General features: G+C 40.8%; 20 protein-coding genes and 1 pseudogene. 4 read left to right on the forward strand and 17 right to left on the reverse strand.

The genetic code is table 11. The annotated features are described in order from the left end of the window. The 7 genes and pseudogenes from EXN75_RS00765 to EXN75_RS00800 form a co-directional block, all read right to left on the reverse strand. Positions 1-318 (reverse strand): annotated as a pseudogene (locus EXN75_RS00765) (IS1380 family transposase); the annotation flags it as partial. A gap of 146 nt (positions 319-464) precedes the next feature. Continuing rightward, a complete protein-coding gene (locus EXN75_RS00770) occupies positions 465-1,643 on the reverse strand; it encodes a type I restriction enzyme HsdR N-terminal domain-containing protein (RefSeq protein ID WP_134842418.1) in 1,179 nt (392 codons plus the stop codon). A gap of 58 nt (positions 1,644-1,701) precedes the next feature. Then, positions 1,702-2,238: a hypothetical protein gene (locus EXN75_RS00775; protein WP_134842419.1), complete on the reverse strand. Its 537-nt coding sequence runs from the start codon at positions 2,236-2,238 to the stop codon at positions 1,702-1,704. A 536-nt stretch (positions 2,239-2,774) separates the two neighbouring features. After that, positions 2,775-3,362 (reverse strand): hypothetical protein, encoded by a 588-nt coding sequence (locus EXN75_RS00785; RefSeq protein ID WP_134842421.1) that lies wholly within the window; start codon positions 3,360-3,362, stop codon positions 2,775-2,777. 48 nt (positions 3,363-3,410) lie between these two features. After that, positions 3,411-4,088, reverse strand: a complete 678-nt coding sequence (locus EXN75_RS00790) for a hypothetical protein (RefSeq protein ID WP_134842422.1) — start codon at positions 4,086-4,088, stop codon at positions 3,411-3,413. Between the two features lie 33 nt (positions 4,089-4,121). Further along, the gene (locus EXN75_RS00795; RefSeq protein WP_134842423.1) at positions 4,122-4,538 is read right to left on the reverse strand and encodes a hypothetical protein; all 417 of its coding nucleotides are present in this window, start codon (positions 4,536-4,538) and stop codon (positions 4,122-4,124) included. A gap of 22 nt (positions 4,539-4,560) precedes the next feature. Then, the gene (locus EXN75_RS00800) at positions 4,561-5,322 is read right to left on the reverse strand and encodes a hypothetical protein (protein ID WP_134842424.1); all 762 of its coding nucleotides are present in this window, start codon (positions 5,320-5,322) and stop codon (positions 4,561-4,563) included. A gap of 145 nt (positions 5,323-5,467) precedes the next feature. On the opposite strand from EXN75_RS00800, the gene EXN75_RS17975 reads away from it, so the two are divergent. After that, positions 5,468-5,647 carry a hypothetical protein gene (locus tag EXN75_RS17975; RefSeq protein ID WP_134842425.1) on the forward strand — a complete coding sequence of 60 codons (180 nt, stop codon included), beginning with the start codon at positions 5,468-5,470 and terminating at the stop codon, positions 5,645-5,647. Positions 5,648-6,339: 692 nt separating this feature from the next. Then, positions 6,340-6,492 carry a hypothetical protein gene (locus EXN75_RS17540; RefSeq protein ID WP_167639417.1) on the forward strand — a complete coding sequence of 51 codons (153 nt, stop codon included), beginning with the start codon at positions 6,340-6,342 and terminating at the stop codon, positions 6,490-6,492. A 402-nt stretch (positions 6,493-6,894) separates the two neighbouring features. On the opposite strand, the gene EXN75_RS17545 is transcribed toward EXN75_RS17540, so the two are convergent. The 9 genes from EXN75_RS17545 to EXN75_RS00850 form a co-directional block, all read right to left on the reverse strand. Beyond that, complete coding sequence (locus EXN75_RS17545) at positions 6,895-7,050, reverse strand: hypothetical protein (RefSeq protein ID WP_167639414.1); 156 nt, start codon at positions 7,048-7,050, stop codon at positions 6,895-6,897. Between the two features lie 95 nt (positions 7,051-7,145). After that, on the reverse strand, positions 7,146-10,379 hold the full coding sequence (gene carB / locus EXN75_RS00815) for a carbamoyl-phosphate synthase (glutamine-hydrolyzing) large subunit (RefSeq protein ID WP_134842426.1): 3,234 nt from the start codon (positions 10,377-10,379) through the stop codon (positions 7,146-7,148). A 47-nt stretch (positions 10,380-10,426) separates the two neighbouring features. Then, a complete protein-coding gene (gene carA / locus EXN75_RS00820; protein WP_118116254.1) occupies positions 10,427-11,503 on the reverse strand; it encodes a glutamine-hydrolyzing carbamoyl-phosphate synthase small subunit in 1,077 nt (358 codons plus the stop codon). 67 nt (positions 11,504-11,570) lie between these two features. Next, positions 11,571-13,454 carry an amidophosphoribosyltransferase gene (locus EXN75_RS00825; protein ID WP_134842427.1) on the reverse strand — a complete coding sequence of 628 codons (1,884 nt, stop codon included), beginning with the start codon at positions 13,452-13,454 and terminating at the stop codon, positions 11,571-11,573. A gap of 129 nt (positions 13,455-13,583) precedes the next feature. Then, positions 13,584-15,488 carry a glutamine--fructose-6-phosphate transaminase (isomerizing) gene (glmS, locus tag EXN75_RS00830; protein WP_134842428.1) on the reverse strand — a complete coding sequence of 635 codons (1,905 nt, stop codon included), beginning with the start codon at positions 15,486-15,488 and terminating at the stop codon, positions 13,584-13,586. A 6-nt stretch (positions 15,489-15,494) separates the two neighbouring features. Next, positions 15,495-16,295 (reverse strand): polysaccharide biosynthesis/export family protein, encoded by an 801-nt coding sequence (locus EXN75_RS00835; RefSeq protein ID WP_134842429.1) that lies wholly within the window; start codon positions 16,293-16,295, stop codon positions 15,495-15,497. A gap of 129 nt (positions 16,296-16,424) precedes the next feature. Further along, on the reverse strand, positions 16,425-17,876 hold the full coding sequence (gene pyk, locus EXN75_RS00840; RefSeq protein WP_134842430.1) for a pyruvate kinase: 1,452 nt from the start codon (positions 17,874-17,876) through the stop codon (positions 16,425-16,427). Between the two features lie 234 nt (positions 17,877-18,110). Continuing rightward, positions 18,111-18,692, reverse strand: coding sequence for a LemA family protein (locus EXN75_RS00845; protein WP_118116098.1), 582 nt, complete (start codon positions 18,690-18,692; stop codon positions 18,111-18,113). Positions 18,693-18,769: 77 nt separating this feature from the next. Next, on the reverse strand, positions 18,770-19,606 hold the full coding sequence (locus EXN75_RS00850) for a TPM domain-containing protein (RefSeq protein ID WP_134842431.1): 837 nt from the start codon (positions 19,604-19,606) through the stop codon (positions 18,770-18,772). A 142-nt stretch (positions 19,607-19,748) separates the two neighbouring features. On the opposite strand from EXN75_RS00850, the gene EXN75_RS00855 reads away from it, so the two are divergent. Together EXN75_RS00855 and EXN75_RS00860 are read left to right on the forward strand one after the other, a co-directional pair. Continuing rightward, positions 19,749-20,072 carry an HU family DNA-binding protein gene (locus EXN75_RS00855; RefSeq protein WP_287574750.1) on the forward strand — a complete coding sequence of 108 codons (324 nt, stop codon included), beginning with the start codon at positions 19,749-19,751 and terminating at the stop codon, positions 20,070-20,072. Between the two features lie 259 nt (positions 20,073-20,331). Beyond that, positions 20,332-21,903: an Rne/Rng family ribonuclease gene (locus EXN75_RS00860; protein WP_118116104.1), complete on the forward strand. Its 1,572-nt coding sequence runs from the start codon at positions 20,332-20,334 to the stop codon at positions 21,901-21,903. An 85-nt stretch (positions 21,904-21,988) separates the two neighbouring features. Here EXN75_RS00860 and EXN75_RS00865 read toward each other — a convergent pair whose 3' ends face one another. Next, the gene (locus EXN75_RS00865; protein WP_167639418.1) at positions 21,989-23,101 is read right to left on the reverse strand and encodes a thioredoxin family protein; all 1,113 of its coding nucleotides are present in this window, start codon (positions 23,099-23,101) and stop codon (positions 21,989-21,991) included. Positions 23,102-23,127: the final 26 nt, after the last annotated feature.

Below are 23,127 nucleotides of genomic sequence, written 5' to 3' on the forward strand. Positions count from 1 at the left end.
AGATTTATAGGTGATGTTCTTACAAGTCAGTTCTTCGATAGCACGCAATATGGTGTCTGCGCTGCAAGTGCGAAGAGTTGGATGAAGAGACAAATGTTTCATCAGGTGAGTTGTAACATCCTCAATACATGAGCCGCCACAAAGATATACGCACATCAGAGAGCGTAGAATTTCGCTATATTGATAACCAAACATAGTGCATCTCAATCCCAAGGTGGAATCTATGGTTTGAGCTAAAAGAGCATCAAATTGCTCCATAATAGAAAAAATTCCTCCAAAAGGAGTGAGTTTCTCAGATTTTATTTGTACTTTTGCCATGTCATATTAGAGTTTTGCTTGTCTTCTTTTCGCAACACTAAGGTAAGTGAAAATTCTGACATGGCAAAATCCTGGGCAACTTTTTGTTGCTCAGGCACTTATAAATAATGTTAAACTATAGTGTTGCGGAATTAAGGATCTAACTATTATGCAGAATAAACATTATCAAGAAAGCAGCAAACAGCTTCTGCTGCTATCTGCTTTTTGGTAACTTTTGCCCCAAATAACTCCAAGGCTTTTTTCCATAGCGATACTGGCATTTCTATTTTTATTCCATTTTTCTGATGTCCTTGCACTAATTGATGATACTTTAAATGCATATTTAAATTATTATCGTTTCCATCTGAATTAACATACTTATAAAATGCATAAAGAACCGTATCTTTTTGTATAATCCCTGTATCTAATTTGAACAATTTGATTTTTTCAAAATATCCATCAGAAATAGGAATGATGATTCGTATCTTTTCTTCAGAACCATAAAGTCTATCCATTAGAGATAGTGCTTGTTTTATTTCTTGCTGTAAACACAACTTCTTTTTTCCAGCCAAAGAACTTGTAGCTATAACCACAGTGCTTACATTTACTTTTGTTTGCTCATCTACATTTTGTATTATAAATTCCGCATCCTCTTTTGGGGCTGTTTTATGGGACTTAGCACAAATTTTATCAGAAACAGAAACCGAATATCTTGACATAACATCTTTAATTAAAGCCTCATCAACATATCCAAATCTATTTGAAAGGTCTTTCTCGATGAGCTTTTTAATATAAGATTCAGAATTTGTCAGTTCGCTATTCAAGTATGAAATTGACAGATAACGTTCCTTACAAAATGCCATCAATGTATCCTTATTAAAAGATTCTTTATGGAATAATTCTACAAATTTCTCCCCATTTGGATTATTTTCTGGTTTATATTCTATTCTTAACACAGGCAAGGCAAAATCCTTGTCTGATCTTTCATCATAGAACACTTCTATAAATTCTCCAAAATATATACCTATACCAATTCTTGTTGTTGCTATGTACGAGTCTAATTGCTTGCGGTTACGTATTGATTGCTTATTATTAGGGCGCTTACATTCTACAAGAAAAGCTTCCTCATTATTGTCAAACACCATGATGTCACATCTTTTATCAGAACTTCCAGACGGAACAATATATTCTGTTTCAATAAAATGTTTATCCCAACCCAATTCAAGATTAAGATACTCAACTATACTATCTCTAAACAGAAATTCCTTATCAGAGATAATCTCAGATTCTCGCTTTGATTTAAGAACATAAGAACAAAACCTAAACCATATTTTTTTGAAATCCATATTTTACATGCTTAGTTTTTTACTATATAACATCATAACGATGTACATCTAATGAAATTTACATATCATCAAGATTCTTCTGATGATTTTTCTTATATACTGGTATGTAATTAATTCTATCTGTATACGACATTTTTACTTGATAATCATAATCTTGTTCTATAACAACCAATGTTATAATTCCCTTCTTACTTTGAAAAGAACAAGATGACACAAAAAAAAACGCCAAAGGAGACTTATATGTTGCATCATAATGTTTCTCTCGAAGTAACGTTTCTAGTTCATCATACAACACTTTCGCATCATCTTCTTTGAAAAAACTATGGATGAATGTTACTGACCACATTCTTTTCGTATCAGGATCATAATGCAAACCAAAATGTTCTATATTTCCAAGGAAAGGACCTTCCATAACACGAAGCCCCACACTTGCATACTTATTATCTGGTGATACATAAAAGCCCTTGGACTTTAGTTTTGAAGCATACTCGTTAACGCTGCCATCAATTGGAAATCCAAGAAACTTTAAATGTTCCTCAGAAAATGCCTGTATATAACACAAGCATAATATAATAATTGTTATAAGTCGTGCCAAATTTTATCTCATTCCATAATAGGTTACAAAATCTGTGATGTCATTTCCGTACAATTTATACATACCTCTACCACAAAGCTATTATCTTTTTGTTGTCATATTCCAATGCGAATAACCTATATTCTACAAATAGCCCATTAAACTTTTCACATAAGGATATTCTACATTAGGGTCTGTTTCTATTTTCAGATTTATCTCATGGCGTTTTGTTGCTTTCTTGTATATGTCAATGTTGTTTCTTATATCAGCCAGTTTCACTTCCCAAACAGAATCTTCTGTCGGCGACTTAGAATTCCGCAAGAGAGTAGTTTTCAATCTGTCTGTTTCATTCGGAATATAGACATAATATCTGCCATCCCTACTAGCTTGAATTGCAAACGCATCTGAATCTGAGGGAGTTTGATTTACTCTAACAGGATTAGTCTTAACTTGACTACAGCTACATAATAATATTATAGCTATCACAGATAAAAAGACTTTGCACATAATAAGAGGTTGATTCTTTTTCTGGGTATTCACTTTTCAATGTTTATGAATTAGAGCCGATTTCTTCTTCCTCCATATGTCAAAGAGATTGGAGTGTCTTCCAAATCAGGAGTCCATACTGGAGTGAAGTCATATTTGATTTTGTTCTTTTTCATATACTCTTCCAATTTGGAACTATCGATTCCGATTTTTTTAATATCACCCAAAAGCTTTTTTACATCATACATTCTTGTATGTTCAAACTTGATAAGAAATATTTCCTTCTGTATTTCTTTATTATAGAACATCGCTTCACCATAATGTTGGGAATTGGGACTCATATCATCATTCACAAATTTCAAGAAATTATCCTCACTAAATTCTCTTAAGGACTCATAATATTCTTTAGCCTTACCATATTCTGTAGAGAATGCAATACTGTCATTTTCATAATTCTTAATTGACACTTTTACTTCAGGATCATAATACTCTCTACCATATCCCCAATTTACACTGTAAAGTTTTACTATTTGAGGATAGTAGGTTACTTGAAAATATTCTGTAACCATATCACAACAGTAATACTTATAGCCAAAGGCGACAACACATAAGATTGCTATTGGCAATGCTATGCATAAAAACATTTTCTTTTGCTTCATAATAATTGTCACGTTAGAAGAGTTATATCTATTTGCTATCATTAGCCATTAATAAAACCTACCACCAAGAGCCTTATAATACTTTATCGTATTTTGAATCGACGTAATGGTGGCTGGTTTTAGCGTTCGAGTATTATAGTATTTGTCTCCATTCATCTTGATTTTAATACTCTTCGCTTTTTCAAGTGCTCGGATAAGGTCTGTATCGCTAAGTTGAAAATCACACCATTCCCATATTTGTTCACCTCCACAGTCCGTATTGAAATCCAATCTTCTATACTCATATATTTTGCCATCAATATTGAATATCAAGTCCTTGATAAATAACCAATCACTAGCAACATACTGAAAAACGAATCTGAAATTTTGCACCTCATTGTTTTGTTTCATGAAGTAGCAATACGTTGCGTTTCTGTTTCGATATTTCGGTTTGTCCTTAGGGAAAATCCAAGTTTTATTGCTAAATTCATCTTTGTACTGCTTAAAGTTCTTTGCCAATCTTTCCAAATCCTCTTTTTTCTTTTGAACTCTTTCTGCCTCTGCCGCTTTCTCTGCCTCGATTCTTTTTTGCTCGGCAATGATAGCTGCACTATCAACTTCTTCTACAGAAGTGTTTGTCGAATCCAACTCGTTATGGGATGGTTTGTTTACTTTTGATTGGCATGAAGAAAAAACACACCCTATGCAGAAAGCAACTATTGCTAAATATGATAATGATATTTTCATACTCGTAATATTTATATACATAAAACTTACATACTACTGCTTGTCAAATACCAATGTGCCTAATGACTTTGACTCTTCTGTCAGTGTCTGTGCTTGTGAATCAAATTTTAGTTTTTGTTTACCAAATACTTCATACACAATAGTGACATTCTTACCAGAGCGTTCCCAAGTAAAAACAGAAGGACTTCCTCCTTGAACTGTAAAATAGCCTATCTTGCCTGATTGAAACACATATGTATCTTGAGTGCGATAGCAATAATATGTTCCTACAATAGGGTCTTCTGTCTTGTTCTTTGCTAACTTTTTAGGACTTTCGTCCTTCAAAGGTTGGACATCCATTGTGTCAATAACAGCAGAATCAACATCTGCATATTCTTGATTTCTCACAGAATTATTCCCATTACATGACAATAGGATTATAGAAACTAATATAAATGAAGCTTTTTTCATACTTTTATATATCTTTACAATTTTATTTCATAGACATAATAACTTGCATAAGTGCATTTATTTCCATTGCTTTTTTCTTGTCTCTACCAATCTTTATCAAGAGCATAGGATTGTTCAAGTCACACACATTTACAACAAGTGCATAGTCATGGATTACCTTATCATTTTCTTGACGAAAGATAGTTTCTTTTTTTGCCGTAGCACCACCAATAATAGCTCCAGCTTCACCCCCAATTAAAGCACCTGCAATAGAGCGTCCAGCCAAACTACCTGTATTAGTGGATGTGACAGCCTTAATGTCTCCCTTTAGAATTGTAGACTCATCATCGACCATAAAACTGTTTATATCCCCTATTGCAATTTCATGACCACAAAGCCATAGTTTCTTTACCTTGTCAAACACAATAAGTTCATTGTCCATATTGAATTGATCAAAACGGCTTTCGTGGATAAGAACAACTCTACCTGGCTCTCCATTCCTTGCTATCAATTCATTTCTAAAAGCATTATACTTATCTTCCTTCTCTTTAAGTTCCTGCCGCTTTTGCTCTTGGTATCTTTCCTTTTCTGCAAGTCTTTCTGCACGACGTTTCTCACTTGCATCAAGGTATGAATTTATACTATGTCCTAATATATAGATTGGACAAACTACCATAACTATTAATCCTATGGCGGAATTGAGATTATCGTTATCGACACCATTGTTGCTAACAAATAGGTAAGCACCTAAAACACAGCCTATAATGGCAGCTATATACTTTAAAATATCTGATTTATATTTCATTATTCTATACTTTTAATTTAACTTATCATTAACTATATTAGCAGCATAACTATAAACGACACCATTATCTTTGATGTAAATATCTGCTCAACACAACTAATGCCAATGAGATAATTCCTTAAAACATAATGAATATATTTAAGTTATGAAGCAAAAGCGTGAAACTCGCCTCATACTCGTCCGCAATTCTTGGCCTTCCACAGCCTTACCTGTTGACGAGCAGATAGAGTTTCACGCTGAAAGTTATAATTACCCCAAAAGTGTGCCTTTAGGATATAAAAATCCTCGGCACACTACGGGAGTAGCAGATACAACTTACCCGTGACATCTTCTCTGCTATGCCATCGACAGGTGATTCTGATTGTGGAAGTTTAGAATTGCCAATGTACAAAGCGTTGTTGACGCCCTTTATTATGTCTACAAACGCATTTATTGCGAATGCACTGCACAAAAGTACAAAAAATAAATGAGAATAAGCTATTTATTAGCAGTTTTTTAGGCGAAAAAAGTGTTTTTGTAGCAAAACTGTCCAAATGACAACAGAAAAACAACAGACAAATGGTCTATTACACTCCGCTTGACGCAAGCATCAGTGTTTTTGGAAATGTAACAGTCTGAGGATCTACAGGAGAATCTACAGTAAATCAACTGACAGTAACACTAAACCGTCTGAAGAAGTTGATGGTTAAACGAGCCAAATTTACACCAACAACGTGTAATCTTCGTTCAAAAGCAGGGGACTTTACAAAAATTTATTAGCTAAAGGTTTGCTGTTTCAAAAAATATGCATACCTTTGCAGCGACTGTTCCCACCACGCTTCCCATTTGCACAGCGAACCAGGGTGGGACTTTTGCTTTTTACAATCCCAACAACCGCATATTCAAAGATGACGCTTGGGGGGATTATATTATGCCACCTTAGCATTTGATTATAAATCACAAAAATTACAAGAAAAGTTTGACTGTTTCGAATATTCAGCGTATCTTTGCTACAATAATAAAAGAAAGGAAAGCTATATGGAAACAAAAGCCAAGAAGATACAAGTTCATACTATAGACTACAAAGACATCGACAATTTTTTTCCTGCTCATAGCGAAATTACAATGTCTCCACTTCCGAAAGGACACGTAACTCGACTCGCTACCATCAACAAGGTTAAGGTTCAATGAAAAACTTCAAGATGAAAAAGTCTATTACACAAAAATATCCTGCAAAGGCTGAAAGCATTTTGTCAAGTTGTTTTGTGATAAAACCTACAACAAACAATAAACTTGAATATTGCGAAGAGTAAGACGCCTATTATCTAAAAAATCCCTGCCATAGGAAGCCTTTCCTACAGTACATCTTGTTTTTCAGACGTTTGCAAATCGTTCGCCATTGGCGAACGATTTATTAATTTACTCCACTGCTCATAGAAAATACGCATTTTCTTTATGCTTGCAGGTGAAAAGCCACGCAATTCTGGCAGTTCTCTTCTCAGTTGTTCGCTGATAGTCTCGATGGCTACTCATCGCCTGTAAGTTAGCTTACGAGTGATGACAATTCACTCTGCGCAGCCGCCATCTCAGTGCCTATATTGCAGGGCGTTCCGCCCATCTCTTAAATATATAGTCGATAATTTTTCTTCCATAACTCTTCATTATTATAGTTTTTGCTGCAAATTTACGATTTAATTGTGAAACAACCAAAGTTATCACGGCTTTTTTCAAATAAGAAATCCCTGCCATAGGAAGCCTTTCCTACAGCAGGGATTTTTCTATTGGGAATCATCAAGAATGACTTAACTGTCAATTCTTAATCACTAATAAATAATCACTAAACATTATTTATACTCTCCCCAAGCCTTGATGTCGATATCCTCGAGCTTGGTGGTGCAGAATGCATAGATGAATGCACTCGCCAGACGGCTGTTGGTAATCAATGGCACGTTCAGGTCGATGGCGGCACGACGAATCTTGTAACCATTGCTCAACTCGCTGCTGGTCAAGTTCTTCGGAATATTCACTACCATATCAATCTCGTGGTTGTGAAGCATCTCCAAAGCCTTTGGTGCACCGCCTTCTGCCTCCTCTGATGGCCAGAGTACACGGGTGTTCTCAATGCCGTTCTCGGTGAGGAACTTGCTACTACCACCAGTTGCATACAACTTGTAGCCATGCTTAACCAGCATCTGGGCTGCATCGAGCAAATCTACCTTCTGCTTGGCAGAACCAGTAGAAAGCAGGATGTTCTTGGCTGGAATGCGATGACCCACAGAAAGCATACTCTTCAGAAGTGCGGTAGATGTATCGTCGCCCAAGCAACCTACCTCACCGGTAGAACTCATATCCACACCCAATACTGGGTCCGCCTTCTGCAGACGGTTGAAGCTGAACTGAGATGCCTTGATACCTACATAGTCGAGATCGAAGAGGTTCTTGTGTGGCTTCTCTACAGGCAAACCGAGCATCACGCGGGTAGCCAACTCGATGAGGTTGATTTTCAATACCTTGCTCACGAATGGGAACGAACGGCTGGCACGCAAGTTACACTCGATAACGAGAATATCATTGTCACGAGCCATAAACTGAATGTTGAATGGACCGTTGATATGCAACTCCTTGGCAATCTGACGACCTACTCGCTTCACACGACGAACTGTCTCTACATACAACTTCTGAGGAGGGAACTGGATGGTAGCATCGCCTGAGTGAACACCGGCAAACTCGATGTGCTCAGAAATCGCATAGGCAATCACCTCGCCATTCTTTGCCACAGCATCCATCTCAATCTCCTTGGCATGTTCGATAAACTTACTTACTACCACTGGGTGATCCTCACTTACGTTGGCAGCCAACTGCAGGAATCGCTTCAACTCTTCCTCGTTAGAACATACGTTCATCGCAGCACCAGAAAGCACGTAACTTGGACGAACCAATACTGGGAAACCTACACGCTCAATGAAGTTGTCGATGTCCTCCATAGAGGTCAGAGCGCTCCACTCTGGCTGGTTGATGCCGTTGTTGGTCAACATCTGAGAGAACTTGGCACGGTCCTCAGCATTATCGATGTCCTTGGCAGCAGTACCTAAGATTGGCACATTCTGAGCATCCAGGTGCATAGCCAGGTTGTTTGGAATCTGACCACCGGTAGATACGATGACGCCATGAGGCTGCTCCATCTCGATGATATCCATCACACGCTCGAAGGTCAACTCGTCGAAGTAGAGACGGTCGCACATATCGTAGTCGGTAGATACGGTCTCTGGGTTGTAGTTGATCATCACTGAGCGCCAGCCTTCCTTGCGGATGGTGTTCAATGCCTGAACGCCACACCAGTCGAACTCTACGGAAGAACCGATGCGGTAAGCACCCGAACCGAGTACAATGATAGAACGATGATCGTTCTCGAAAGTGATGTCGCTCTTTACTCCTGCGTATGTAACATAGAGGTAGTTGGTCTGAGCAGGATACTCAGCTGCCAGGGTATCAATCTGCTTTACTACAGGAAGGATACCATAGCTCTTACGCTTGTTGCGAACCAGGAGGGCCGCCTTATGCATGTTGCCCAACTCCTGCTCCAAGCCCACGGCACGAGCAACCTGGAAGTCGGTGAAACCGTAAACCTTAGCGGTGCGGAGCAAATCCTTATCAATAGTATTGATATTGCACTTCTTCATCGCCTCATCGATATCGATGATGTGCTTCAACTTCTCCAGGAACCACTTGTCAATCTTGGTCAAGTCGTGAATCTGATCTACGGTATAGCCCTTGTGCATAGCCTTTGAAATCACGAACACACGCTTATCTGTTGGCTCGCGCAAAGCTGCATCGATATCATCGATTTCAAGCTCCTTGTTCTCTACGAAACCGTGCATGCCCTGACCAATCATACGAAGACCCTTCTGGATGGCCTCCTCGAAGTTGCGGCCGATGGCCATTACCTCACCTACTGACTTCATAGATGAACCCAACTCCTTATCTACGCCACGGAACTTAGACAAGTCCCAACGAGGAATCTTACAAACCACGTAGTCCAATGCTGGCTCGAAGAAAGCTGATGTGGTCTTGGTTACAGAGTTCTTCAACTCGAACAGACCATAACCCATGCCGAGCTTGGCTGCGACGAAGGCCAATGGATAACCAGTAGCCTTAGAAGCCAAGGCTGATGAACGGCTCAAGCGGGCATTCACCTCAATCACGCGATAGTCCTCGCTCTTAGGGTCGAAGGCATACTGCACGTTACACTCACCCACGATTCCGATGTGACGGATAATCTTGATGGCGAGGGCACGGAGCTTATGATACTCAGCATTGCTCAGGGTCTGAGATGGAGCGATAACGATACTCTCACCAGTATGGATGCCTAATGGGTCGAAGTTCTCCATGTTACAAACGGTGATACAGTTGTCGTAACGGTCGCGAACCACCTCATACTCAATCTCTTTCCAGCCCTTCAAGCTCTTCTCTACCAATACCTGTGGAGAGAATGAGAAGGCCTTCTCAGCGAGCTTGTTCAGCTCCTCCTCATTGTCTGCGAAACCAGAACCGAGTCCACCCAAGGCGTAAGCAGCACGGATGATAACAGGATAACCGAGCTCAGCAGCAGCCTTGCGGGTCTGCTCGATATTCTCGCAAGCCTCGCTCTTGATGGTCTTCACGTTGATTTCATCCAGCTTCTCTACGAAGAGCTCACGGTCCTCAGTATCCATGATAGCCTGTACTGGAGTACCCAATACCTTGACATTATATTTCTCCAAGATACCCTGGCGATAGAGTTCCACACCACAGTTGAGGGCAGTCTGACCACCGAAGCTGAGGAGGATTCCGTCTGGCTTCTCCTTCTGGATGACACGCTCAACGAAGTATGGCTGCACTGGCAGGAAGTAAATCTGGTCGGCAACGCCTTCTGATGTCTGTACGGTTGCGATATTCGGGTTGATGAGCACAGTCTCGATACCTTCCTCGCGCAATGCCTTCAGGGCTTGCGAACCTGAGTAGTCGAACTCACCTGCTTCACCGATCTTCAAGGCTCCAGAACCTAAGAGGAGCACCTTCTTTATATTTTCGTCTTTCATTATTTTCCTAAATTACAATAAAATCAATCGAATTCTTCACTCTTCACTTACTTGAGTGTTTCTACAAACTTATCAAACATGAACTCAGTATCCACAGGGCCAGAGCAAGCCTCTGGGTGGAACTGACTTGAGAACCAAGGGTTCACCTTGTGGCGGATACCCTCGTTAGAGCCATCATTCATGTTGACAAAGAGTTCCTCCCAATCGTTGCCCAACGTCTTGGCGTCAACGGCATAACCGTGGTTCTGAGAGGTGATGTAGCAATTGTTGGTTCCTACCATGCGCACTGGCTGGTTGTGTGAACGGTGACCATACTTCAACTTGTAGATGGTAGCACCGGCAGCCTTAGAAAGCAACTGGTTACCCATACAGATACCGCAGATAGGCTTGCGGCTCTGGTTGATCTGCTTGCGGATAATATTCACAGCATCCTCGCACATATCTGGGTCACCAGGACCATTTGCCAGGAACAAGCCATCGAAATCCATATCGGTGTAATCGTAATTCCAAGGCACACGAATTACCTCAACACCTCTGTTGATGAGGCAACGGATGATGTTAGCCTTCACACCACAGTCAACGAGCACCACCTTCTTACCGGCACCCTCATTGTAGCGGATAATCTCCTTGCAGCTCACCTGGTCAACGAAGTTTACACCCTCATAGTTTGCCTCAGGGATGTTATCAGGCTCATCATCAAAGAGAATCTTACCCATCATCACGCCATGCTCACGGAGCACCTTAGTCAACTCACGGGTATCGATGCCTGTGATTCCTGGCACCTTTTCACGCTTCAACCAGTCAGCAAGACTCTCCACTGCATTCCAGTGGCTGTACTGCTCACTGTAATCATTCACGATGATGGCAGAAGCATAAATTTTGTCACTCTCCATAAAGGTAGGCAAACCATTTGCTTCGAAAGTAAATGGAGGCACACCATAGTTACCTACAAGAGGGAAAGTAAGGGTCATCAACTGACCGGCATAAGAAGGGTCGGTCAAACTCTCAGGATACCCCATCATGGCTGTATTGAACACAACCTCGCCCGCTACAGGAGCATCGTATCCGAAAGATTTACCATGGAACTTGGTTCCATCGCTCAAAACTAAGGTTACATTTTTCATATCTGACATAATTTCTTTATTTCATACTAATAAGAACAAACGAATTCTTCATTCTTCTTTTTTTCACTTATTTATGATACACATTCTCAATGTAGTTCACGAAAGACTGGTTGCAAAGCTTAGTACCACCAGGAGTTGGATAATGACCGGTGAAATACCAGTCTCCCTTGTGATTGGGAATCGCCTTGCGCAAACCTTCGATACTCTGGAACACAAGTTGGATAGGAGTTGTCATGCCTTCCGGTCTGAGCATCTCTACAATCTTCTCATTGATTTCCTCAATAGAAAATGGCTTATAAATGGCACGCACAGGATTGATCTGTTCTTCCTTCGGTTTCTGAAGTTCAGCCTTACAAGCCTCATAAGTCTGGTCGATGAGACTTTCCATATTGCGCTCTTTGAGAAGCTGGATAGCCGCACGGAACACACAGAATTCTTCCAGTCTCGCCATATCGATACCATAATAATCCGGATAACGAATCTGAGGAGCACTGGATACTACAACAATCTTCTTAGGATGCAGACGGTCGAGGATGCGGAGGATACTCTCTTTCAGAGTAGTACCACGCACGATACTGTCATCGATAATCACAAGATTATCCACTCCAACTTCAATGCTACCATAGGTCACATCATATACGTGACTCGCCAAATCATTGCGGCTATTTCCTTCGGTAATAAAGGTACGGAGCTTGATATCCTTCCATGCTATCTTTTCAGAACGCACAAAGTCGCCAAGTATATCATACAATTCTTCTTTCGAAGGGATGTGATCGAGATTAGCAATCTGCTCTATCTTGGTCTCGTTGAGATACTTTTTGAAACCGCTCAACATTCCATAGTAAGCCACCTCAGCTGTGTTCGGAATATAACTGAACACGGTGTGATCTACATCGTAATCCACTGCCTTCAGGATAGGCTGTGTCAACTGCTCGCCCAACTGCTTGCGCTCCTGGTAGATATCCTTATCGGAACCACGACTGAAGTAGATGCGCTCGAATGAGCAGGCAGAATCACCCTTCTGTTCCATGATGCGCTCGATGCTGCACTCACCATTCTTCTTCACGAGAAGTGCCATACCAGGCATGAGTTCCTGTACTTCCTCAGCTTCCAAATCGAAAGTTGTCTGAAGCACTGGACGCTCACTTGCCACTACCACAATCTCATCGTTCTTGTAGTAGAAAGCAGGACGGATGCCCCAAGGGTCGCGCATGGAGAACATCTCTCCCGAACCGGTAATACCGCAAACCACATAACCGCCATCGAAGTCCTTCATCGTGGTTTTGAGCACGTTGCTCATCTTCACATGATCCTCGATATAGTTGGTAATGTCGGTATTTTCCATCTCCATCGCCTTTGCAGCCACAAAGTTGCGCTCCACTTCTCTATCCAGACGGTGTCCCATCAGTTCAAGCATAATGTAGGTATCGCTATAGATACGTGGACTCTGCCCCTGCTTGGTCAGTTCCTCGAAGATTTCATCTACGTTGGTCATGTTGAAGTTTCCACAGAGGCAGAGGTTCTTCGCCTTCCAATTGTTACGGCGAAGGAAAGGATGAACATACTGAATACCACTCTTGCCAGTAGTACTGTAGCGCAGATGTCCCATATAGAGTTCGCCGGCAAAAGGAAGTTCTTCCTTAGCGAACTTGGCATCAGCCAACTGCTCGGGAGTCAGATTCTTGAAGTTGGCATTTGCATTACCAAAAATCTCGGTAACAGCATTCTTACCTTCAGCACGCTCACGGAACATATACTCATGTCCAGGTTTGCCACCAAGCTTGACACAAGCCATACCAGCACCTTCCTGGCCACGGTTGTGCTGCTTCTCCATCATCAGATAGAGTTTGTTGAGGGCATACATCCAAGTGCCATACTTCTGCTGGTAATATTCCAACGGTTTGAGTAGCCTGATCATGGCCACACCACATTCATGTTTTAAAGGTTCCATCTCTCTATTATCCTTTATCTTATTAGTTAAATTTGAATATTCATTTATGAGGACTTAGGAAATAAATCCATTTTAGGGTCCCCCTCTAAAAAAAGGGAAACGTCAAAAAATGACGATTCCCTCTATATATTATTCAACGGTAACAGACTTGGCCAAGTTTCTTGGTTGGTCAACATCCTTACCCTTACATACAGCAACATGATAAGCTAATAACTGCAAAGGAATGGTAGCCAATAATGGCTCCAGGCACTCCAATGTCTCTGGAAGTTCAATCACTTCGTCAGCTATCTTAGAGATAGTTTCATCACCCTTGCTAACAATAGCAATGACACGACCTTTACGAGCCTTGATCTCCTGGATATTAGACAAGACCTTCTCATACATGAAGTTATGGGTGGCAATAACAACCACCGGCATATCACTGTCAATGAGAGCAATAGGTCCATGCTTCATCTCCGCAGCAGGATAACCCTCTGCATGAATATAACTGATTTCCTTCAACTTCAATGCACCTTCCAAGGCTACTGGATATTGGAAACCTCTACCCAAGTAGATGAAATTACGGGCATAAGTGAAAGTACGGCTCAAATCAGCAATCTTATTGTTCAACTTCAAAACCTCCTTCATCTTTGAAGGGATGTTCCAAAGCTGTTCTGTAATTTTCTGATAATCAGCATCACTGATAGTACCCTTCTCCTTTCCGATAGCAAGAGCCAGAAGAACGAGAACGGTTACCTGACCGGTAAATGCCTTGGTAGAAGCCACACCGATTTCAGGACCAACATGGATATAAGTACCTGTATTGGTTTCACGTGCAATACTGCTGCCGATAGAATTACAGATACCATAGATGAATGCACCATTCTCCTTAGCCAACTTAATAGCAGCCAAGGTATCAGCAGTTTCACCACTCTGGGAAATAGCAATCACGACATCATCCTTCGTAACTACAGGATTGCGATAACGGAACTCAGAAGCATATTCCACTTCTACAGGAATACGGCAGTAATTCTCAATCATCTGCTTGCCGATAAGTCCGGCATGCCAAGAGGTTCCACAAGCAACAATGATGAAACGTTTGGCATTGAGAAGTTGCTGACGGTGATCGGTGATAGAACTCAACACTACACCCATTTCAGTCTTAGTATCAGAGGTAGCTTCATTATCGTCTGTCATCACACGGGTTTCAACCGTACGACTTACGACACGTCCACGCATACAATTACGCAGGCATTCAGGCTGTTCGAAGATTTCCTTCAACATAAAGTGAGGGAAACCACCCTTCTCTATCTGACCGAGGTCGATATCCACAGTCTGAACCTCAGGATTTAGTTTTACATTCTGGATATTAACCACCTGAAGTTCTTCTCCAAGGCGCATTACAGCAATGTTACCATCTTCCAGATAAACCACCTTGTCGGTATATTCGATGATAGGGCTGGCATCAGAACCAAGATAAAAATCACCTTCCTTACCGATGCCCACTACCAATGGACTTTGCTTGCGGGCAGCGATAATCTGATTAGGATTACGCTTATCAAGCAAAGCAATAGCATAAGCACCAATTACCTGGCGGAGAGCCACCTGAACAGCAGTAAGCAGGTCAAGATTTTTCTTAATCTGAATATATTCTATCAACTGAACCAATACTTCAGTATCAGTATCACTGCGGAAAGTCACACCCTTCGCTATCAGATTCTTCTTAATGGCAGCATAGTTTTCAATGATGCCATTATGAATAATCGCCAAATTCTTGGATGAAGAATAATGTGGGTGAGCATTCACAGAAGAAGGTTCTCCATGAGTTGCCCATCGGGTATGTGCTATACCAACAGAGCCTGTTATATTCTTATCGGAGCAGAAATTCTCCAAATCTGCAACCTTACCTTTTGTCTTATAAACATTCAGTGCGCCATCATCATTGATGAGAGCTACACCTGCAGAATCATAACCTCGATACTCCAAGCGTTTCAATCCTTTGATCAAAACAGGATAAGCATCTTGTTTTCCTAAATACCCTACAATACCACACATATAATTTTAACGTAAAATATTAACAACCAAAGAAGCAATTGAGATAACAGAACTTGTCAGCGAAATCCAGAAAGAAGTATTGCTACTCAAACCAGCTCCACCTTTCTTAGCCTTATTTGGTTCTACATATACAATATCATTCTGCTGAAGATAGAAATAAGGAGAATTGATGAGATTGGCATCTGTCAAGTCCAAACGATGAATACTCTTCTGACCAGAAGCATCCTCACGGATCAGCATCACGTTCTTACGCTTACCATAAAGAGTCAAGTCGCCACTCTTAGCAATTGCTTCCAAAACACTCATCTTCTCATAAGGCACAGTAACAACACCAGGAGAAGCCACCTCACCAGTAACAACCACACGGTAACTTGCCATACGGACTGTTACGATAGGATTCTCATTCTCAGCCAGAAATTTCTTAACACGAACCTTAATCATTTCCTCACATTCACCCTTAGTAAGACCTACAACATGTAACTTACCAAGAACAGGGAAATCAATATCACCATGATTGTCAACCAGATATCCTTGCAGAGAACCGGCGCTTGAACTCAAGCTACCATCATTACCAACCGAACCACCTACAGAGATATTGAAAGGTGCGGCAGCCTTTGGGTCAGTAGTAACAACTGTGATGGTCAACTGATCTTTCGGCATAATCTTAGCATCATACAACACTTTAGACGCAGCTAAATTAACGGAATCGGCATTTTGAAAATAAGCCACCTGTTTAGCACTTCCGCAACTGCTCAGCGCTAAAACCATAGTCATTGCGACTACGACTGCAAATAATAGTTTTTTCATCGTTGACAATTTATTTTTGAAATTTGGGTGCAAAAATAATGTTTTTTTTTAATATCAGCAAATGTTTATAGCAAAAATTAATGATTTAAGTTAAAAACATTTGCTGACTACAATATATTTGCCAGACAATTATTCCTCAATGCCGTTAGATGGCAAATTGAAGCTATAACTGTTATCAAAAATCTTCTTCACCTTATTAATTTCTACGAAGGTAGTACCTCCACCCTCTCCAAAGCTACCGCTCAGATAAGCAATCTTATCCTCCTCACCTAAGTAGCCTTTCTGACGCAACATACGTACAGCAGCAGTAAACATAGCCTTGGTAGAAACCTGATCCTTCTGATGAATTGGAATAATACCATAGCTCAGATTCAACCAGCGCTGAAGTTTCTCCTTATAGCAGATTGCCAATACCGGATTTGGGCCACGAAAGGCTGCCAGGTTGCGTGCAGTCTGACCAGTCTCGCCATCGGTAATAATACCAGCAACACCCAACTTCTTAGTAGCCTCAATGGCAGCATGAGCCAGGAAGAGCTTCTGGTCAATCATACCATCTTCCATTGGATCAATATCATTCAGTGGAGACTTATCCTTCTCTGCCTGCTCAGCAATACGTGCCATGGTCTGCACAGCTTCTACAGGATACTTACCGCTTGCTGTCTCACCAGAAAGCATCAGCGCATCGGTGCGATAAAAGATTGCATTGGCAATATCGGTTACCTCAGCACGGGTAGGACGTGGATTCTTAATCATGGTATGCAACATCTGTGTAGCCACGATTACCGGTTTCTGCGCCTTCACACACTTAGAGATGATGCGGCGCTGGATGCCAGGAATTCTCTCGATTGGCACCTCGATGCCCAAGTCACCACGAGCAACCATGATACCATATGAAGCTTCGATAATCTCATCGATGTTATCTACACCCTCCTGGTTTTCTATCTTGGAAATAATCTTGATATCACTGTGATGTTCATCCAAGATATCCTGAACAGCCTTTACATCTGCAGCATTACGTACGAAAGAGTGAGCGATAAAATCAATATCCAATTCAATGGCAAGGAGGATATTCTTACGGTCCTTTTCTGTCAACGCAGGCAAATCAATATGTTCGCCTGGTACATTCACGCTCTTATGTGAACCTAAGAAACCCTCGTTCTGAACTTCAGCTACGAGCATCGGGCCCTGATTATCAATGACCTTCATATCAAGTTCACCATCATCAAAGAGCAAATCATCACCCACTTTCACATCAGCAGCGATATCTGGATAGCTCAGATTGATAATGTCATGAGAAGTTTCCATCTCTGGACGACCAAAAATCTTGACTACATCACCCACATTATAATGAATAGGCTCTGCTACACCTGTGGTACGCACCTCTGGTCCTTTGGTATCAATCATAATACCAATGTGAGGAGACACGGCTCTTACATTCTTGACAATTGTGCGAATACCTTCTTCTGTAGCATGTGCAGTATTCATACGAACGACGTTCATGCCTGCAAAAAACAATTTGCGGATGAAATCCTGATCACAACGACGATCACTGATTGAAGCGACGATTTTTGTTTGTTTCATATCCTTTATTACCTTATTCTTGTTCTCAAATTTTCCTCTAGAAAGACACGCTCTCTGCAATTTGACTGCAAAGATACTGCAAAAGCAAGACAATACAAAATTAAAAAGATTTTTTTTTGTTTTTTTATTGAGAAACTTCCAATATCATTCCAGAAGTATTGCTTTGAGCGGGTCTAAACAAAATTTTAACCTGATTCTGATAACTGAAATTACGAATTGCAATTTATCTCGTTTTTAAATATCCAAGTCGGGAGCCTTTTCTGCACCAGCAGCAGCCTCAAACTTAGGCATAGTCTGAAAACCGAATAGATTTGCGATGATGGCAGTAGGCATCTTACGTACTTTCATATTATACTGTTGCACAGCATCATTATACTTGCGACGTGCCTCGCTGATTCGGTTTTCTGTACCTTCCTCCTGTATCTGAAGAGACCTAAAATTATCAACCGCCTTCAGATCCGGATACTTTTCCGCTACCACCATCAATTTGGAGAAAGCATTCGCCAATTCACCCTGAGCATCAGAATAAGCCTTCAACTTTTCAGGAGTCAGGTTGTTTGCATCAAGTTTCACCTGGCCAACTGCTGCACGTGCCTTGGTCACGGCTTCAAACGTTTCCTTCTCATGTTTAGCATAAGCCTTCACGATTTTAACCAACTGAGGCATCATGTCTGCACGGCGCTGATATTGTGTCTGCACATTAGCCAGTTCAGTAGTAGCCTGCTCCTGTACACCAATGATGCCATTATAAGAACTTAAACCCCATAGTACCAAAAGTACTACGACACCCAAGATAATCCATCCTGTTTTTTTCATAACTTTCAAAATTTTATATTATAATTAATACTATATTTATTTCACCTGAAAATATTTTCTTTCCCTACAACCTTGATTTACCATCCACCGCCGGAGCCACCTCCGCCAAATGAACCGCCACCGAAAGAACCTCCAGAGAAGCCGCCACCAGAAGAACTGCCTCCCGAGAATCCACCTCCGCCACCCAGAAAGAACGGAGGAAACCAATCATCATCATGCCTTTTATGCTGACGAGAGGATTTACCGGAAGATGGCTTTTTCTTGATAACGCCGCATTCCTCCAATATATACCTTATTAATAAATATAGGGGAATGCCGAAACAGATGATAAGAAAAAAGATAATAAATCCCCATTCATCCTCACCTATAGGGCCATCATCCACATCCGGAATACCTGTCCTACCACTCTTCACCTTACTATATATAGAGCGGCTAACGGTAACAACTGCCATCCCCGGCTGATTCAGCCGCATATACTTCACGATACATGCTCTGGCAATATCATCACAATCCACATCAGTCAATTCTCCTTCCAGTCCCATACCGGGTGCAATAAAGTACTTATGATCCTCCACGGCAATCACCATGACAAGTCCCCTTCGAGTTTTCTTGTAACCAATACCATACTTTTCACCGATATCCTGTGACATACGGAATGCATCCTGATCCTTTACATGCCCTACAATGACCAAGACATTCTGAACGCCACATTCCAGATTTAATTTCTGAAGATAAAAATTAGCAGAATCCTTCTGTTCCTTAGATAGATAACCATCTGGATCAGAAACATATTGTGTAGAATCCTTGAGATATGGAATCGGCACATTCTCTGCACTCCACTCGCGATGAGCAAATGAAGAAGATACCACCGAAACAATAACCAAGAGCAATATAAAAAAACGCTTAAATCTCATTATTTTTCCAATTTTGGTACAAAAATACACAATAAAAACCTTATATGCAAATACTTAGGGCATTATTTTTGCAAAAATATCGCTAACTTTTTTGTTATGTCGCAAAAAACTTGTATCTTTGCACACCGATTTAGATTAATAAATAAATAATTATAGTAAGAATAACATGACTAAAGCAGATATCATCAACGAGGTGTCTATAGCAACAGGCGTACCAAAGAAAGATGTTGGCGTAGTAATAGAAGCATTTATGGATCAGGTTAAGACCAGCCTTGTCGAGAGAAAAGAGAATGTTTACCTTCGCGGATTTGGAAGCTTTAATATCAAGCATAGAGCAGCAAAGACAGCACGTAACATTTCCAAGAACATCACTCTCACCATTCCTGCTCACGACTATCCAAATTTCAAACCAGCAAAGAGTTTTGTAGATTTGATGCTGGGTCAAGCTGTAGAAAATGAGGATTAATTAAGTCTTTGGACATAACATTTATAAATAACAATATTTTAAAATTTTAAAATCATGCCAAACGGAAAGAAAAAGAAGGGCCACAAGATGGCTACTCACAAGCGTAAAAAGAGATTACGTAAGAACAGACATAAGAGCAAGTAAGCTTTTATAGCCTATTTTGCTCCCAGTCAGTTCGTGACTGAGGGGGTATGTCAGCTCTTAAGTGTTGACATGCCCCTTTTCTGTAAGTACTAATTTAAAAGATTTTTTGAAGAAAATGACAAGCGAAGTTGTAATTGACGTCCAACAGAAAGACATCTCCATCGCGCTCATGGAGGATAAACAATTAGTAGAATATCAAAATGAGCCACGCGAGGCTTCCTTTTCTGTGGGCAACATCTACATCGCCAAGGTTAAGAAACTCATGCCGGGACTTAATGCTTGTTTTGTGGATGTAGGTTATGAACGCGACGCCTTTCTTCATTATCTTGATCTAGGAAGTCAATTTAATTCCTACCAAAAGTATCTTAAACAAGTACAGAGCGACAGAAAGAAACTTTTCCCATTCTCTAAAGCCACCAAATTACCTGACCTCGAAAAGGAAGGTAGTATACAGAATGTCTTGAAGACTGGACAGGAAGTGTTGGTGCAAATCGTAAAAGAACCCATCTCAACCAAGGGACCTCGACTGACAGGTGAAATCTCATTTGCAGGTCGATACTTGGTGCTCATGCCATTTGGAGAAAAAGTTTCTGTTTCGTCGAAAATCAAAAGCGGTGAAGAACGTTCACGACTCAAACAACTCATCCACAGTATCAAACCAAAAAATTGTGGCGTAATCGTACGTACTGTAGCTGAGGGAAAACGTGTCGCAGAACTCGATGCTGAGCTTAAAGTCCTGGTGAAGCGATGGGAGGATGCTATCGCCAAGGTACAGAAAACACAACAACGCCCGCAACTGGCATTCGAGGAAACCGGAAGAGCCGTCGCTCTCCTGCGTGACTTGTTTAACCCATCTTACGAGAACATCTACGTTAACAACGAAGATGTGATGAACGAGGTGAAAAACTATGTTTCTCTAATAGCCCCTGAAAAGGCGGGCATAGTTAAACTCTATACTGGTAAGGTGCCTATCTTTGACAATTTCAGCATTACCAAACAGATTAAGGCTGGATTTGGACGAGTTGTCAACTACAAACATGGTGCTTATCTCATCATTGAGCACACAGAAGCTCTGCATGTAGTTGATGTAAACAGTGGCAACCGCACTCGTGAGAAAGGTCAGGAAGCAAATGCTCTCGATGTGAACCTGGGTGCTGCCGATGAGTTGGCACGACAGTTGAGACTCCGCGATATGGGAGGTATCATCGTTGTCGATTTCATTGATATGCATCTGGCAGAAGACCGACAATTGCTTTATGAACGCATGTGCAAGAACATGCAGAAGGACCGTGCAAAGCACAATATCCTTCCATTAAGCAAATTCGGACTGATGCAGATTACCCGTCAGCGTGTACGACCAGCTATGGACGTAAACGTAGAGGAAACTTGCCCTACCTGTTTTGGATCGGGCAAAATCAAGTCCAGCATCCTCTTCACCGACCAATTGGAAAGAAAGATTGACCGCTTAGTCAACAAGATTGGCGTCAAGAAATTTACTTTGTATGTGAATCCTTATGTAGCTGCCTTTATCAATAAGGGCTTCATTTCTTTGAAGCGCAAATGGCAGTTCAAGTATGGTTTCGGATTTAATGTGATTGCTTCACAGAAACTGGCATTCCTTCAGTATGAATTCTACGATAAGGACAACCAGTATCTGGATATGCAGGAAGAACAGGAAACAAAATAGTTACTGAAACCAAATGGGTTTTCTCATGCATAGAACAATAAATAAAAGCTCCAATCGAATCATGATGACCGAATGGAGCTTTTATTTATTTCTTAGGTAAAATGCGAGTGATAAAGCGCTCTATCGCTCTGGCACTCTTTTCATCCATTAACTTTTGAATATTTCGCAGTTCTGTACAAGCTTTATTCCTTTGCGCTATATTAGCTACCCGCTCAAAGCTATTCAATTCTTTGATAACAGCCATGCGCTCTGCATCAGAAGGAAGAGATTTCAGTTTCTGAAGTATTGACAGGATTTCTCCGATACGATTTACCTGCTTTTCATTGATAATCCAACGAAGCGTCATACTCTCACGTAATGCGAGCGCTTGTGAATAACCATTCTTCTCTAAGTCCTTCAAATCTGCAATTCGCTGGTCAAAATGCATATCCAACATTTTACACATATTAAACTCGTTCTGATAGGTAGAAATAATCTTTCCCTCTACCCTATCCTTTCCCAACAGTTTTTCAAAATGAGCACGGTTGGCAAGGAGTTTGCGAAAGACAGGAGAATCAGGAGAATTGATTTCAGATGAAAACATATTCCATGTGTCATCCTTACACAATTCCTCTATGCTTAGCGAACTAAGGTATTGATTGAGTACGGTATCTGCCTTTTGGAAATCACTTACCTTCAGCAAGTCAACTAATTTGCGTACCAATACTGTATTCTTTTCACCGGAGTTATATTTCTTTTCCAGTTCATTAATCTCTGTGGCACGCTGAATCGCATTTTCTATTTTTTCTACGAAAGTAATATTGGAGTTGAGTCTTATCGCCCCCATCTCCTTGCAGAACAGAGTTCCATCGGGATTAATGATGAGGAAAGTAGGATAAATACCCACCTTATATTTCTTGCCCAATTCCGGTCCTTCACCAACATCCATATCCCTTGTCAGAGAAACGAATTTAGGATTGAAATAATCACCACACTCCTGCAAAGGAAAGATATTCTTCATCATATACTTGCAAGGACCACATGTTTGAGTATAGCAATCGATAAAAACTTTCTTTCCTTCAGCTTTCGCCTTTGCCAAAGCTTCCTTAAAAGAAATATCTTCAAAAAGAATTCCTCTATTACTGATTGAATCCTGAGCCATTATAGGCAACAGGATATTAAATAAAGAGAATATCAGAAATATAATTTTCTTCTTCATACAATTACGATTAAAGATCATTTTCA

It is taken from the genome of Segatella hominis (genome assembly GCF_004535825.1).
GTDB lineage: Bacteria > Bacteroidota > Bacteroidia > Bacteroidales > Bacteroidaceae > Prevotella > Prevotella hominis.